This window comes from Streptomyces qinglanensis, from assembly GCF_900111245.1.
GTDB lineage: Bacteria > Actinomycetota > Actinomycetes > Streptomycetales > Streptomycetaceae > Streptomyces > Streptomyces qinglanensis.
Genome location: NZ_FOGO01000011.1, coordinates 90,216 through 103,761, shown reverse-complemented (window position 1 = coordinate 103,761; position 13,546 = coordinate 90,216). Strand labels below are relative to the sequence as shown.

General features: G+C 74.7%; 11 protein-coding genes and 1 pseudogene. 5 read left to right on the top strand and 7 right to left on the bottom strand.

The genetic code is table 11. The features are described from left to right. Positions 1–29 precede the first annotated feature (29 nt). From BMX65_RS22100 to BMX65_RS22090, 3 genes are all read right to left on the bottom strand, one after another. Positions 30–527 (bottom strand): succinate dehydrogenase hydrophobic membrane anchor subunit, encoded by a 498-nt coding sequence (locus tag BMX65_RS22100; protein ID WP_075002101.1) that lies wholly within the window; start codon positions 525–527, stop codon positions 30–32. Between the two features lie 6 nt (positions 528–533). Next, positions 534–914, bottom strand: coding sequence for a succinate dehydrogenase, cytochrome b556 subunit (sdhC, locus tag BMX65_RS22095; protein WP_037706945.1), 381 nt, complete (start codon positions 912–914; stop codon positions 534–536). A gap of 206 nt (positions 915–1,120) precedes the next feature. Further along, positions 1,121–1,636 (bottom strand): 2-oxo-4-hydroxy-4-carboxy-5-ureidoimidazoline decarboxylase, encoded by a 516-nt coding sequence (locus BMX65_RS22090; protein WP_075002100.1) that lies wholly within the window; start codon positions 1,634–1,636, stop codon positions 1,121–1,123. 162 nt (positions 1,637–1,798) lie between these two features. On the opposite strand from BMX65_RS22090, the gene BMX65_RS22085 reads away from it, so the two are divergent. Further along, positions 1,799–3,439 (top strand): beta-N-acetylhexosaminidase, encoded by a 1,641-nt coding sequence (locus BMX65_RS22085; protein WP_075002099.1) that lies wholly within the window; start codon positions 1,799–1,801, stop codon positions 3,437–3,439. A gap of 37 nt (positions 3,440–3,476) precedes the next feature. Here BMX65_RS22085 and BMX65_RS22080 read toward each other — a convergent pair whose 3' ends face one another. Beyond that, a complete protein-coding gene (locus tag BMX65_RS22080) occupies positions 3,477–4,766 on the bottom strand; it encodes an SMI1/KNR4 family protein (RefSeq protein ID WP_239502087.1) in 1,290 nt (429 codons plus the stop codon). 507 nt (positions 4,767–5,273) lie between these two features. On the opposite strand from BMX65_RS22080, the gene BMX65_RS22075 reads away from it, so the two are divergent. Together BMX65_RS22075 and BMX65_RS22070 are read left to right on the top strand one after the other, a co-directional pair. After that, on the top strand, positions 5,274–6,005 hold the full coding sequence (locus BMX65_RS22075) for an RNA polymerase sigma factor (RefSeq protein ID WP_075002098.1): 732 nt from the start codon (positions 5,274–5,276) through the stop codon (positions 6,003–6,005). Beyond that, the gene (locus tag BMX65_RS22070) at positions 6,005–7,384 is read left to right on the top strand and encodes a hypothetical protein (RefSeq protein WP_075002097.1); all 1,380 of its coding nucleotides are present in this window, start codon (positions 6,005–6,007) and stop codon (positions 7,382–7,384) included. The genes BMX65_RS22075 and BMX65_RS22070 overlap by 1 nt, the downstream gene beginning before the upstream one ends. Positions 7,385–7,635: 251 nt before the next feature. Here the strand turns inward: BMX65_RS22070 and BMX65_RS22065 are convergent, their stop codons facing one another. Next, positions 7,636–8,523 (bottom strand): L,D-transpeptidase family protein, encoded by an 888-nt coding sequence (locus BMX65_RS22065; RefSeq protein ID WP_075002096.1) that lies wholly within the window; start codon positions 8,521–8,523, stop codon positions 7,636–7,638. Positions 8,524–8,722: 199 nt separating this feature from the next. On the opposite strand from BMX65_RS22065, the gene BMX65_RS22060 reads away from it, so the two are divergent. Both BMX65_RS22060 and BMX65_RS22055 read left to right on the top strand, forming a co-directional pair. After that, on the top strand, positions 8,723–10,210 hold the full coding sequence (locus BMX65_RS22060; RefSeq protein WP_079172026.1) for an amidase: 1,488 nt from the start codon (positions 8,723–8,725) through the stop codon (positions 10,208–10,210). 240 nt (positions 10,211–10,450) lie between these two features. Continuing rightward, positions 10,451–10,822 carry a VOC family protein gene (locus tag BMX65_RS22055; protein ID WP_075002095.1) on the top strand — a complete coding sequence of 124 codons (372 nt, stop codon included), beginning with the start codon at positions 10,451–10,453 and terminating at the stop codon, positions 10,820–10,822. A gap of 152 nt (positions 10,823–10,974) precedes the next feature. Here the strand turns inward: BMX65_RS22055 and BMX65_RS22050 are convergent, their stop codons facing one another. Next, entirely contained in the window at positions 10,975–12,318 is a 1,344-nt protein-coding gene (locus BMX65_RS22050; RefSeq protein ID WP_075002094.1) for a polysialyltransferase family glycosyltransferase, read from the bottom strand. A gap of 203 nt (positions 12,319–12,521) precedes the next feature. After that, a pseudogene (locus BMX65_RS22045) lies at positions 12,522–13,502 on the bottom strand (glycosyltransferase family 2 protein); the annotation flags it as partial. Positions 13,503–13,546: the final 44 nt, after the last annotated feature.

The following is a 13,546-nucleotide window of genomic DNA, read 5'->3' as shown; positions in this document are numbered from 1 at the left end:
GGAAAACCTCAGCCTTCAGCCCCGGTACGTCAGCGGATGTTCGGGTCGAAGGTGAAGATCACCAGCGTGCCCAGCAGGACGGTGAAGACGGTGGCCGTGTAGAGCAGCATCTTCAGCCAGAAGCGGGTGTTGTCGCGCTCGGCGTAGTCGTTGATCACCGTGCGCAGCCCGTTGGCGCCGTGCAGCATCGCCAGCCACAGCATCGCCAGGTCCCACACCTGCCAGAACGGCGAGGCCCAGCGGCCCGCGACGAACGCGAAGCCGATCTTGCTGACGCCGCCGTCCAGCACGAGCTGGATCAGCAGGTGGCCCAGGACGAGCACCACCAGCACGATGCCCGACAGCCGCATGAACAGCCATGTCTGCATCTCGAAATTGCCGCGGGACGCCTTGGGCGTCTTCGCGGTCCGCTTGCGCGGCGGTTCGATGACGGGGGCCGGGTGGTCCACGTCGTACAGCGTGACGCTGTCGGTGGGCTCGCCCGCGCCGTCGTTCTTGGCGGCCTCGGTCGTCTCGGTCGTCGACATCACGGATCAGCTCCCGAACAGCTCGCGCAGCGTGTGCTGCAGGACCGGGTAGAAGGCACCGGCCATGAGGACGATCCACACGCCCAGCACGGTCCACAGCATCTGCTTCTGGTACCTCGCGCCCTTCGACCAGAAGTCCACGGCGATGACCCGCAGGCCGTTCAGCGCGTGGAAGAGGATGGCGGCCACCAGGCCGTACTCCATCAGGTTGACGAGCGGAGTCTTGTAGATCGCGACAGTGTCGTCGTACGCCTCGGGCGAGACGCGGACGAGCGCGGTGTCGAGGACGTGCACGAACAGGAAGAAGAAGATGAGGACGCCGGTGACTCGGTGAGCCACCCAGGACCACATTCCTTCCCGGCCGCGGTACAGCGTTCCAGCCGGCACGGATAAACCCTCCGGGAGCGGATATTGGGGCCTGCCGGCTTCGGTAGGTCGGGCGGGCCCGGCCGGGTACGGTCCACCGGCCTCGGTCATCGTAGCGACGGGTTGTCGGCACGTTCGCCCAGGGGTGTGCAGGTGTGATCAATCAGGCACGGACGGCCTATCCGCGGTGTGAGCGGGGACACACCGCTGCCCGCGTGCGGCGGGGCTCAGTCCGCCGGTCCGGGCGCCGCCAGCCGCCCGAGCCGCCCGCGCGCCAGCCGCCGCAGCTCCTCCGCGGTGACTGCCCACTCCTCGTCGGCATCGTTCTCCAACCGCAACCTGATCCCCGCCAGTACCTGGCCCAGCCGCTCCTCGGCGGCGAACCCGTCCAGGCAGTACAGGAACGCGTGTCCGAATTTCCGCTCGTACGCGGCGTGGGCTGCCCGCAGGGCCGTGTGCGCGGCGAGTACGCCCGGCTGCGGCTCCCCCTCCAGCGGGTGTGCGGCCGTCTCGCAGACCAGTGCCTCCCGCAGATCCGCCGGGGTCAGGTCGTAGCTCGCCTCGTCGGCCGCCGCCAGCAGGGCCTCCACATCCGGGTAGGGCCGGTGCGTCACGAGACGGCGGGCCCAGCGGCGGCTGCCGCAGCAGCGCAGCAGCAGCGGCTCGACCGTCGCGAGGGCGGCGCTGTTCAGCCGGTCCAGGGGTGTCCGCGTTCCGTGGCGGGGAGGGGTGGGAAGGGTCATGCGCTCCGTAAGTCCGAAGGATCCGGATGTGGACCCGGATGCGCCACGGTAGTGGCGACCAGGCAAGATCGGCCGTCCGAGTCGTGCTTTTCACCCGTAAGGGAACGCGTGGGGACGCATAGCTGACGGGGAAGGGTTGGGAAGGGGAAATACCGTATCCGTATGGGACGAAACTGGTCGAAGAAGTCGAGACGGACTGCCGTCGGGGCGGTGCGCCGCTCCGGCGCACCGCTGGCACTCACCCTCGCCGTCAGCCTGCTCGGCCTGACCGCCTGCGGCGGTGACGGCGACGGGGGCAGCGATTCCCCCTCCGCCTCCGGGAGCGGATCGGAGCAGCCGCCCCAGGGGCCCGACCGGCTCGGCCCCGCACCCTCGGCCGTGCCCTCGGTGCGCCAGTGGAAGGCCGTACGGGGTCCGGGCTGGCAGCGTACGGACCGCACCCGCGTCGTCCCCGGTTCCGACTCGCTCCGCGACGAGGCGAAGCTGCTCGCCGACGAGCTGAAGGTGCCGGTCGCCAAGGGCCCGTCCCGCACCGGCGACATCGAGCTCAAGCGCGGCGAGGACGGCGGGAAGTCCCCCGGCGGCAAGGTGAACGGCGGCCCCGAGAGCTACCGGCTGGTCAGCAGCGACGGCAAGATCACCATCACCGGAGGCGGCGACGCCGGGGTCTTCTACGGCACCCGCACCCTCCTCCAGACCTGGCGGGCCCAGGGCCGCTTCGCCGAGGGCACCGTCGCCGACGCCCCCGACCGCCCGCAGCGCGGCTTCTCCCTGGACATCGCGCGCAAGAACTTCAGCGCCGACTGGATCAAGGCCCGGATCCGCGAGATGGGCGACCTCAAGCTCAACCAGCTCCAGCTCCACCTCTCCGACGACCAGGCGTTCCGTGTCGAGAGCGAGACCCACCCCGAGATCGTCTCCGACCCCCATCTGACCAAGGCGCAGGTCCGCGACATCGTCGGCCTCGCCGCCTCCCGGCACATCACCGTCATCCCCGAGATCGACTCGCCCGGCCATCTCGGCGCCGTCCTGAAGGCCCACCCCGAACTGCAACTGCGCAGCGCCTCGGGCGCCACCCCGCGCGGCGCGATCGACATCAGCAAGCCCGCCGCCGCCAAGCTCGTCGACGAGCTGCTGGTCGAGTTCGCCGACCTGTTCCCCGGCAAGTGGGCGCACGCGGGCGGCGACGAGTACCAGGCACTGATGACGGAGAACCCGGAGCAGACCTATCCCGGGCTCGCGAAGAAGGCGCGGGAGGAGTTCGGGGACAAGGCCACCGTCCAGGACCTGGCGACCGCCTGGCTCAACGACCGCGCCTCGACCCTGGACAAGCAGGGCAAGATCCCGCAGGTGTGGAACGACGGCATGCACCGCGGCGGCGTCGTCAAGCCGAACAAGCCGCGCGAGGTCGCCTACTGGACCGGACGGGAAGCGGGGGAGCGGCAGCCGTCCGAGTACCTGAAGGAGGGCTGGAAGATCGTCAACCTCAACGACGAGTACCTGTACTACGTCCTCGGCCAGCCCAACAACTTCACCTATCCGACCGGCCGGCGCATCTACGAGGAGTGGACCCCCGCCGTGGTGCGCGGCACCGACCCGGTGCCGGACAAGTGGGCCGGACGGGACCGCATCCTCGGCGGCCGGTTCGCCGTCTGGGGCGACCTCGCCGACGCGCAGACCACCGGACAGGTCGCCCGCGGGATCCGGCTGCCGCTCGCCGCGACGGCCCAGAAGCTGTGGGACCCGCAGCGGCCCGAACGCTCCTGGGACGACTTCGTGAAGCTCGTCGACAAGGTGGACTGACCGGGACCGGCCCGCCGCCGGGCCGGCGGACGCCGTCTCACCAGTAGGCGTCCGCCGGCCACGGCTCGAACTTGGCGAAGTCCAGCGGGTCGTCGTCCTCGTCGAGTTCGGCGAAGCCCGGCGTGGCGAATGCGCCACGCAGCCACGAGAGCAGGACGTCGGTCAGGGAACCCTCCAGCGCGGGTCCCTGACGGGCGTGCCGCGGCCAGACGAGCAGCGGCCAGCGGTCCGGATCCGCGCCCTCGGTCAGCCAGCCCAGTGCGTCGCCGTCGATGGAGTTGGCGAACGGCAGGAAGCCGCCCGGCTCCGGCCGGCTCGCCAGCGGATACTCCTCGGGCCAGTTGCCCTTCAGCGTTCGATAGGCGTCGTTGACCTGCTGCACGTGCCAGCCGAATCCGCCGCCCGCCTCCGGATCGGCAGCCGCCCCCGCACGGCGCAGCGGGGTGTGGAAGCGCAGCCACTCCGACCAGCAGCCCGCACCGTAGGTCTCGAGCAGGGTGACGTACTCGTGCGGCAGCCTGGTGCCCAGCTCGGCAAAAAGGGGCTCCCAGCCCTCGCCCGCCGCATCGCCCAGGTACGGCTGCTCCGGCGGCGGGACGAGCGCGGTCAGCGCCGCGAGCCCGCTGCCCTCGCTCAACGCGGCCCGCCGCGCGGGGTCGTGCTCCGCCGCGGGCGGCGGCGGGGTCCAGCGGGCGGCCTCGGGAAGGTAGGCGGTGCGCTGTGCGGTTCCGGGCAGCGGTCCGAACCGGCCGCCGCCGTCCATGGGGATGCCGGTGGTCAGCAGGGCGCTGAGGGTTTCGGTGGCGGTGCCGCCGAGGCGGTACCAGGGGCGGCTCTCCGAGGTGGCGTCCGGGTCCGGGCTGGGGTAGACGTTCCAGTCGAAGAGGACGACGGGCCACGCGTCCGGGTCCTCGGAGGCGGAGGTGTCCCACAGGAGTACCCCGCCGCCCCGCGTCTCGCCCCACGCCAGCAGCCCACCGGCCGCGGGGTGGAAGAGCGGCGGCCCCTCGGTACCGGCGCCCCGGGCGCTGATCCGGGTCTGCCGGTGGGTGTCGTGCAGCCAGCCCGCGTAGTCGAACCTGCCCTCTTGGACACACGGCGCGTGCACCCAGACGTATGCGCCGAGGTCGAGCGGCCCGTAGGCGGTGACCAGTTCCTTGTAGTCCCGGGGCAGCCGCAGGCCCAGCCAGGACTCCACGGCCGGCCAGTCCACCGGAACGGGCGCGGGGGGCGAGGGCGGTGTCGTGCCCGGTCCGGTGCCGGGCAGCGCGAAGTGCGCAGCCGGCGTGGAGAGTCCGGAGGACGGAGAGGGCGTGGTGCCGTTCATGCGGCCGCATCGTGGCACGGGCGGCTCCGGCCGGCGGCGCCAGGGGCGGCGGCGGGGCGCACCGCGGGCGGCCGAGGAGAGGAAACGGGTGCCGGACCGGCGGAGAAAGCCGAGGGCGACCGGGGTCGCCACCCCCCACAGGAGAGACCCCGGCCGCCGTCGGACACGGGCTCACTACGCCAGCGGCTTGCCCGTACTCTCCTCAGCGCCACCGCCTCGCAATGTGTTACGCGCCACGCCGCAACCGTTCGCGGGCCGCCGTTCCGTGCTCACCGCGGAGTCCGGATGCTGACGGTGGGCTACCGCCTCCTTACGCACAGCGCGCTGCCGCCCCGCCTCTCCCTTCGGCATGGACGAGCGTGCACACTTGGCCTTAGCGTGCTGCTCGCGCCGCGCCGGGTGGACCGAACCCGGCAGCCGGGACGCGAAAATCCGGCGGCCGGGATGCTGACTCCCGGCAACGGCGCACAGCACAGACACCTTCGCGGAGTGGGGCGAGAGACGGGCGTGCAGGGGGACGACGCGGAGCTGACCGCTGCGGTGCAAGCGGCGCAGGAGGGGGACGAGTCCGCCTTCCGCACCGTCTACCGCTCGGTGCACCCGCGCCTGCTCGGCTACGTGCGCACGCTGGTGCCGGACGCCGACGCCGAGGACGTGGCCTCCGAGGCGTGGCTGCAGATCGCCCGCGACCTGCCCCGCTTCCACGGCGACGCGGACCGGTTCCGCGGCTGGGCGGCACGGATCGCCCGCAACCGGGGCCTGGACCATCTGCGGATGCGCGGCCGCCGCCCCGCCGTCGGCGGTGACGAGAGCGAACTGACCGTCCTGCCGGCCGGCACCGACACGGCGGACGAGGCGCTGGAGGCGCTGGGGACCAGCAGCACGATGGCGCTCATATCGCAACTCCCGCGCGACCAGGCCGAGGCGGTCGTGCTGCGGGTGGTGGTCGGACTGGACGCCAAGAGCGCAGCGCAGGTGCTGGGCAAACGCTCCGGCGCGGTGCGGACGGCCGCGCACCGCGGACTGCGCAGGCTGGCGGAGCTGCTGGAGGAGCGGGCCCTGGGCCCTTCCGGCGACGCGGTCGACGGCGCGGGCGGGGCGGTGGCCGACGGCCCGGCCGGTGGCCCCGGCGGTCCGGGCTCCGGGTCCAGGCCGGGCGGTGGCACGGCGAAGGGCAGGACTCGCGGCATGGCGCGCGGTGTGACGCATAAAGCCACCCGAACGCTGAGGGAAACGTGATGGCGGACGACCGGTACAGTTGGCTGGACGAAGAGACTGCGGAGCGCTTGCTGCGCGGCCTGCCGGTCGAAGCCGGTGAAAACGGCAGACCGGACTCCGGTTCCGGCCCGGCCGCCGAGGCACGGGACGACGGCCCGGAGGGCGGCTCCTCCGCGGAGCGCGGATCTCCGGCCGGACGGCGGGAATCCGCCCAGGAGCACGCGGACCCCGCGGCCGGCCAGTCGGCACGGGCGGACTCCGCGGCCGGCACCGGACGATCGGGGCGAAGAGCCGGGGGCCGTCTCGACGTGCCCTCACCCGACTGGTTCCGCGAGGCCGACCGCCGTACGGCGGCCCGGCTCGCCGCAGCGCTGGACGAGCTGTCCACCGCCCACAGCGCACCCCTTCCCACCGCACCCGGCACCACTCCGGTCGAACTCCCCGGCGAGGCCGCGGCGCTGGACGCCTTCCGTGCTGCCCGGGTCGCGGCCGGGCACGGCGGCACCACCACGGCCGCGGCGGCCGACGCGCTCGGCGGCGGCGGTGCGCTGGGCGGTGCCCGCAGCCGTACCCGGCACATCCTCACGGGCCGACCCCTGCGGGCCGGATTCGCTGTCGCGCTGGCGGGCTGCGCGCTCGGCGGGGTCGCGGTCGCGGCCGGAGCGGGAGTGCTGCCGACCCCCTTCTCGAGCGGCGACGCACCCGCCGCCACCGCCTCTCCGGCCGCCAGTTCCGGTTCCGAGAGCCCGGAGGAGGGCGGCGGAAGCGGTGCCGGGACGCCCGGCCGGGACAGCGCGGGCGAGCGGCACGGCGGCCGCGACCGGTCCACCCGGCCCGGCGGGGGCGGCGGTGAGGACGGAGACGGCGGGGGCGCCGACGGCGGCAAGGGGAGCGGGCAGGACGGCTCCTCCCGGGACCTCGCCGACGGTGGCACCGGTGGCGACCTGGGCGGCAACGGCTCGTGGAGGGACAGACCCGGCGGCACCTTCCCCGGCGCGGGCGGGCACCACGGCGGCCACGGCGGCTCCCGGAAGGAAGCCATCGCCGAGGCGCTGTGCAAGGCGTACGCGGCGGACAAGCTGGAGACCGACGACCGCCGCAAGCTGGAACGCGCCGCGGGCGGCCGGGCCGTGGTGCGGAGGTTCTGCGCCCGGCACGGGGAGAGCGACAGCTCCGGCGGAGGCGGCGGAGAGAGCGCCGGCGGTGGCGGCGGGCAGAGCACCGGCTCCGGCGGCGGCTCGGGGGAGAGCGCCGGCGGCGGCGACGGCGGTGGGGACACCGGCGGTTCCGGCGGCGCGGACACCGGCGGTTCGGGTGCGAGCGGGGGCGGCGTGCCGTCCGAGCCCTCGGACCCCGCACCGAGCACGACGGCGGGGACGGCCGCACCGACGCGGCAGTGACAGGCGCCACACGGTTCACCCGGCCGACGGTGTGACACTTTCGCCGGGCACGGCGCTGAAGAGAGTGAGCCGACTGGTCATCGGCGGCGCGGTAAGCCCGAGGTTCCCCCCGTACCTCTGGGTTCGCGCGATGGCGCGGGCGGGACACGTTCCCCCGGTCCCGCCCGCGCCCCCTCACTCCCTCGCTCCTCCCCGGCTGTTCGCACGGCGGCCCGGTGCGCGGGCGGGGCGTTCTGCCGGGCGGAGCGCGGTCACTTGTAGACCACGACCTTGTCGCCCGGGCGGATCTCCGCGAAGACCTTCGCGATCTTCTTCTTGTCCCGCACGTTCACGCACCCGTGCGAGGCGCCCGCGTACCCGCGGGCGGCGAAGTCGGAGGAGTAGTGCACCGCCTGGCCCCGGCTGAAGAACATCGCGTAGGGCATCGGGCTGTCGTAGAGGGTCGAGCGGTGGTGCCGGCTCTTGAAGTCGACCTTGAACTGGCCCTCGCGGGTCGGTGTGTAGGCCGAGCCGAACCGCACGTCCATCGCCGTGCGCACCGTGCCGTCGACCATCCACACCGCGGTGCGGCTCGTCTTGCTGATGCACAGCGCGCGCCCCGTGGTGCAGCGCGGGTCCGGAGCAGCCGGCGGGCGGCTGGTGGGCGGGTGCAGTTCGGTGCGGGTGGGCTGGTGCGTGCGGGCCCGCAGCGCGCTCAGCACCGCGTCGGTGACCTTGCCGGTGCGGGCCATGCCGCGCCGCTGCTGGAACGCGGAGACCGAACCGGCCGTCACCGGGCCGTAGTAGCCGGTCGGGTTGCGGTCGAAGTGGCCCAGTTGCCGCAGCCGCGCCTGGAGTTCGCGTACGTTCGCGCCGCGCGCTCCGGGCGCCATCCGTACCGCCTGCGCGGCCGGTTGCGCGGCCTTCGGCTGCTGCGGCCGGGTGGGCTGCGCGGGCCGGGCCGGTGCCGAGCGCTTCGTCTGCAGGGGTACCGGGGCGGGCGGCGGCTTCCCCGCCGCCTTCTGCGGGGCCGTGGAGATCCGCACGGACGGGCCGCTCGCTCCATCCTTCACCTCGCATGCGGCGAGCGCGCCCGCCGTCAGCAGCACCGCGGCCGAGACCGCCGCACCGCGCACGGCCGTTGCTCCCCTCCCGCGCATCCCCACCCCCGGAGGTTCGACAGGTGTACGGGTCCATCACTGCCCAGCGTGCCGCCCCGTGAACCCGCAGTCGCCGCTGCCGATCGCCGCGGCGGGTGCCGCGCCCGGTTTTGTTACTGGCGGGTTTAAAAACGGGTGCGGATCGGGGACAGTAGGCGCAGGCGTGACCGACGACCGACGAGCAGGCCGCGAGGTGTCCATGTCGACAGGAACCGGGACGGGGTCCGCCGAACAGCCGCAGCCCCGGCCCCAGCAGCCCCCGCCCGCCCCCGGAACCGGTGGCGGCGAGCCGGAGCCGCTGCCCGGACTCGCCCGTGCCGCCGCCGCCCTCGCAGCGGGGGAGACCACCTCCCGGGCGCTCACCGAGCGGGCGCTCGCCCGGATCGAGGCCACGCAGCCCACGCTGAACGCCTTCCGCAGGGTGCGCGCGGAGGCGGCGCTGGCCGAGGCCGACGCCGCCGACCGGGCCCGCGAGCAGGGCCGCGACCGGCCGCTGCTGGGCGTCCCGGTCGCGGTCAAGGACGACACCGACGTGTGCGGGGAGCCCACCGCGTTCGGCTGCGCCGGGGACTTCCCCGTCAAGACCGCCGACGCGGAGGCGGTGCGCAGGCTGCGGGCCGCCGGAGCGGTCGTCGTCGGCAAGACCAACAGCCCCGAGCTGGGGCAGTGGCCGTTCACCGAGGGCCGCGCCTTCGGCGACACCCGCAACCCCTGGAACCCGGCCCACACGCCCGGCGGTTCCTCGGGCGGTGCGGCAGCCGCCGTCGCCGCCGGGCTGGTGCCCGCGGCACTGGGCTCCGACGGCGCCGGGTCGATCCGGATCCCCGCGGCCTGGACGCATCTGGTCGGCATCAAGCCCCAGCGGGGGCGCATCTCGACCTGGCCGGACCCGGAGGCGTTCAACGGCATCACCGTCCTCGGGCCGCTGGCGCGCACAGTCGAGGACGCCGCGCTGCTGCTGGACGCCGCCGCGGGGAACCGGGAGGGCGATCTGCACCGGCCGCCGCCCGTGGACGTGCGCGGAGCGCTCGGCCGCGATCCCGGACGGCTGCGGATCGCGCTCTCCACCCGGTGGGCGTTCACCGCCACCCCGAAGCGGCTGGATCCCCGCGTCGACACCGCCGTGCGCGCCCTCGCCGAGCGGCTCGCCGTACTCGGACACGAGGTGGAGGAGGCCGACCCGCACTACGGTCCGATCGGGCTGACGTTCCTCCCCCGCGCCACCGCGGGCATCCGCACCTGGGCGCAGCGCACTCCCGACCCCGCGCTGCTGGACCCGCGCACCCGCGCCGCGGCCCGCACCGGGCGGCTGCTGGGCGGCCCGCTGCTGCGCGCGGCCCGGGCCGCCGAGGAGCCGCTGCGCCGCCACGTGGGCCGGATCTTCCACCGCTACGACGTCGTCCTCGCCCCCACCACGGCCACCCCGCCGCCCCGGATCGGCGATCTGGCGCGGCTGTCCAACTGGCAGACCGACCGCAGGATGATCGCCCACTGTCCGTACGCCTGGCCGTGGAACGTCCTCGGCTGGCCCGGCGTCAACGTCCCGGCCGCCGTGACCGAGCCGGACCGGCTGCCGCTGGGAGCCCAGCTCCTGGGCCCCGCCGACAGCGAGCCCCTGCTGGTCTCCCTCGCCGCCCAGTTGGAGGCCGACCAGCGCTGGTACGAACGGCGCCCCCCGGCGGTGTGAGCGGCCGCGGCGCGTGGTGAACGGCCCTCCGCGGCGTGGGTGGCACCCGCCGGGTGCGCCTCCCCGCCGGGCCGCCGCCCGGGCTCTCCCCGGCGCGGCGGGTGTGCTCGGCAGGCCGATGCCGCGGGTGTCTGCCAGGGTGGGAGCAGTACCCGGCAGGCGCGCCGCACCGGGGAGGCCCGGAGAGCCCGGAGGGGTCCGGCGGCCCGGAGAGGCGCGCGACGCACGAGGAGGGCCGGCATGCCGCTCAACCCCGCGCTCACCTACCGCGACCCCCGCGCCGCCCTCGACTTCCTGCAGGCCGCGTTCGGCTTCGAACCCGTCCGCGTGCACGAGGGCGACGACGGTTCGGTGGTCCACGCCGAGCTGCGGTTCGGAGACGGCCTCGTGCTGCTCGGCACCGCCCGCGACAGCGGTCTGATGGCGGGGCTGGGCCCCGGCGCGGTCTACGTCTCGGTACAGGATCCGGACGCGCACCACGCCCGCGCGGTGGAGGCGGGCGCGGAGATCGTGCTGCCGCCCACCGACCAGGACTACGGCTCGCGCGAGTACGCCGCCAGGGACCCGGAGGGCAACCTGTGGTCCTTCGGCACCTACGTCGCCACGGCCTGACCTGCTGTGCCCGTCGTGGGGCCCGCCGTGGGGCCTGCGGTGCGGGGCCGGGTGCGGGGGCCCGGTGCGGGCGTGCTCGGCGGGCGGGTGAGCCCCCCCGCCCGGCGCGGTCCGGCCCCGCGCCGCGCCGCCCCGTGTCCCGCGGCCCGGACTCAGCCCAGGGCCGCGCGCTTGAGCGCCCGCGCCCGGCGGGCGACGCGGCGCACCGCACGGTTGCGGGGGACGAACGCGAACTGGCGGGGCACCGCGCCGGGCAACGCCAGCGCGGTCAGTCGGCGGCGCGTGAAGTAGCGGCGCGTCGCCGGGGACAACCGCTCGGCCAGATACCGCTCCGCCTCCGGACGCAGCGCCGGGAGGACCCGCGGCTGCATGCAGAACCCGACAGCGCGGACCAGCGCCGCCGACTCGCCGCGCGGAAGCGGGGCGCGGCCGTCCTGCTCCCCGTCCTCCAGATCGGGCAGCAGCGCGTCCACCAGCGTCACCGGCACCCGCTCGGCGCTCTCGTAGGGCGCGATCCGCTCCAGCAGCGGACCCGTACCGGTACGTGCCACCGGCAGCCCGTAGAGCGCCGACGCCGTCAACAGCGCCGTCGAGCAGCAGCCCACCACCAGGGCCGGGCGCGTCCGCTCGTACAGCGCCTCCGCCGGTGTCCGCGGATCCACCACCGTCAGCGCGACACCGAGTTCGCCCGCCTCCTTCTCCACGGCGCGCGGCACGTCCGCGGGCGCGGCCGGGTGCGGCTTGAGGACCATCTCGCGGTGACCGCGCGCCGCGGCCCCGCGCAGCATCCGCACCTGGAGCCGCTCCTCCTCGTCCGGGGAGAGCAGCTCCGGCGCGGACGGCGACGGGCCCAGCAGCAGCGCGGCACCCCGGGGCGCGGTGGCCGCCGAAGGCGGCGCTTCCCCCGCGAGCTCGGCCAGTACCGCACGGAACGCCCCGGCCGGGACAGGCTCGGGCCGTACGCCGAACTCCGACAGCAGCAGCGGCGCCAGACCGGGCACCAGATCCAGGTGGAGCAGCCGGCGCACCCGGGTGCCCACCAGCGGATCCAGCTTGCCGCCGGTGGGGCCGTAGCTCGTCAGCCCGCCCGCGTACGCCTCGATCGGCGCGTCCGCGAACAGCCGCGCCACCGCCGCGGCGGGCTCGTCCTGGAGCGCGTCCAGAACGAGCGTGATCTCGTCCTCGGGGCCGTCCCCCAGGTCCCACATCCGGCGCAGGTGCCGCTCCCACAGCGGGGCGTCGTCCGCGCGCGGTGACCAGCCCGCCGGGTGCAGCGGCCGGATCGTCTCGTTCCACGACAACACCCGGTCGAAGCGGCCGCGCAGCCGCGCGAAGCCCGGCGCGGTCTCCAGCGGCGGCGCCGTCTCGGGAGTCGCGGCGTTGTTGCTGACCAGCAGCAGCCGCTGCTCGGCCGGTTCGAAGCAGCCCGCGTCGAGCGCCGCCGCCAGGGTGGCGGCGCCGTGCAGAGTGCTGGCGAGGAACATCTGTGTCCGCATCAGGCCACCGCTCCCGTGTCGTGCGTGCCGGGATCGGCCGCTTCCGTGCCGCGGCTGCCGGACTCGGTGGCCGCCGTGCCGTGTGGGCTCGGGCCGGGCGCGCCGTGCGGGTCCGGTTGTGTCGTGGCGGGCGCACCGGGGACGGCCGCTTCTGCGGTGTGCGCGCCAGGGTCGACCGCTTCCGGGGCGTCGCCCGCCGCCCCCGCCGCGCGTCCGGGGCGGGCCGGACGCCTGAGGAGCCGCCGCAACCGGACGGACCGCTCGCTGTCCATCGAGTCCAGCGCGTCCGACAGCAGCTCGGCGGGCAGCCGCTTGAGTGCCGCCGCGCTCTTCGTCCGCAGCGTGCGCGCCACCGCGGGTTCGAACGCGTCGCTCGTCAGATGGTGCGAGACGAGCGCGCAGTAGGTGCGCACCGCCTTGGGCAGCAGCAGCTCGGCGTCCCGGTCCCGCGCGGTCTCCTCGACCACCTGGTCGAAGGCGCGGAGGAAGTCGAGCTGCCGCACGTCCCCGATCCGGGTCAGCGAGGAGGCGACCCCGCGCCGGTAGAAGACGCCCAGCAGCCCGACCGCGGCGAACGAGCGCGCCTCGCGGTGCAGCCGCCAGATCCACGGCCGGTCCTCGGCCGTGCGCAGCCCGTCGGTGAAGTGCAGCAGCCCTTCGTCCAGCAGCCTGCGGTGGTAGATCCCCGCCCACGCGTAGGCGTAGTCCACGGAGGTGCTGCGGGTGGCGGGCAGGATCGCCGCACGCGGGTCCTCCACCACGCCACGCCGGCCGTGCGGCACCCGGGCCAGGGTGCGCGAGCGCCCCGTGCACCGGACGTGGTCGGTGCGGACGAAGTCGCAGCCCAGCCGCTCGATGGTGGCCACAAGCCGCGGATAGTGGCCGGGCGCCAGCCAGTCGTCCCCGTCCAGGAACGTGACGAACTCGCCTCCCGCCCGGTCCAGTCCCGAATTGCGGGCCGTCGCCAGACCGGCGTTGCGCGCATGCCGGACCCGGACCACCTGCGCCACGTCCCGGAGATCTTTTTCGGCCCGCTCCAGAATTTCCGGCGTTCCGTCCTGGGAAGCGTCGTCGACCAGAACGAACTCGAAATCCCGGCGGGCGTTCGCCCGGAGACTCCGGAGCGTTTCCGGGGCGTATGACTGCACGTTGTAGAACGGCACGATGACGGAGAGCTTGACCACCCGAAGGACCCTAGGGTTCACGTCCCGCCCCGTCTTGACCTGCG

What these genes read in the sequence shown, in the direction of transcription:
- BMX65_RS22065 (WP_075002096.1), bottom strand. Translation starts at nt 8,523, where the DNA reads ATGCGCGGGAGGGGAGCAACGGCCGTGCGCGGTGCGGCGGTCTCGGCC.
- BMX65_RS22060 (WP_079172026.1), top strand. Translation starts at nt 8,723, where the DNA reads ATGTCGACAGGAACCGGGACGGGGTCCGCCGAACAGCCGCAGCCCCGG.
- BMX65_RS22080 (WP_239502087.1), bottom strand. Translation starts at nt 4,766, where the DNA reads ATGAACGGCACCACGCCCTCTCCGTCCTCCGGACTCTCCACGCCGGCT.
- BMX65_RS22055 (WP_075002095.1), top strand. Translation starts at nt 10,451, where the DNA reads ATGCCGCTCAACCCCGCGCTCACCTACCGCGACCCCCGCGCCGCCCTC.
- BMX65_RS22090 (WP_075002100.1), bottom strand. Translation starts at nt 1,636, where the DNA reads ATGACCCTTCCCACCCCTCCCCGCCACGGAACGCGGACACCCCTGGAC.
- BMX65_RS22050 (WP_075002094.1), bottom strand. Translation starts at nt 12,318, where the DNA reads ATGCGGACACAGATGTTCCTCGCCAGCACTCTGCACGGCGCCGCCACC.
- BMX65_RS22085 (WP_075002099.1), top strand. Translation starts at nt 1,799, where the DNA reads ATGGGACGAAACTGGTCGAAGAAGTCGAGACGGACTGCCGTCGGGGCG.
- BMX65_RS22070 (WP_075002097.1), top strand. Translation starts at nt 6,005, where the DNA reads ATGGCGGACGACCGGTACAGTTGGCTGGACGAAGAGACTGCGGAGCGC.
- BMX65_RS22100 (WP_075002101.1), bottom strand. Translation starts at nt 527, where the DNA reads ATGTCGACGACCGAGACGACCGAGGCCGCCAAGAACGACGGCGCGGGC.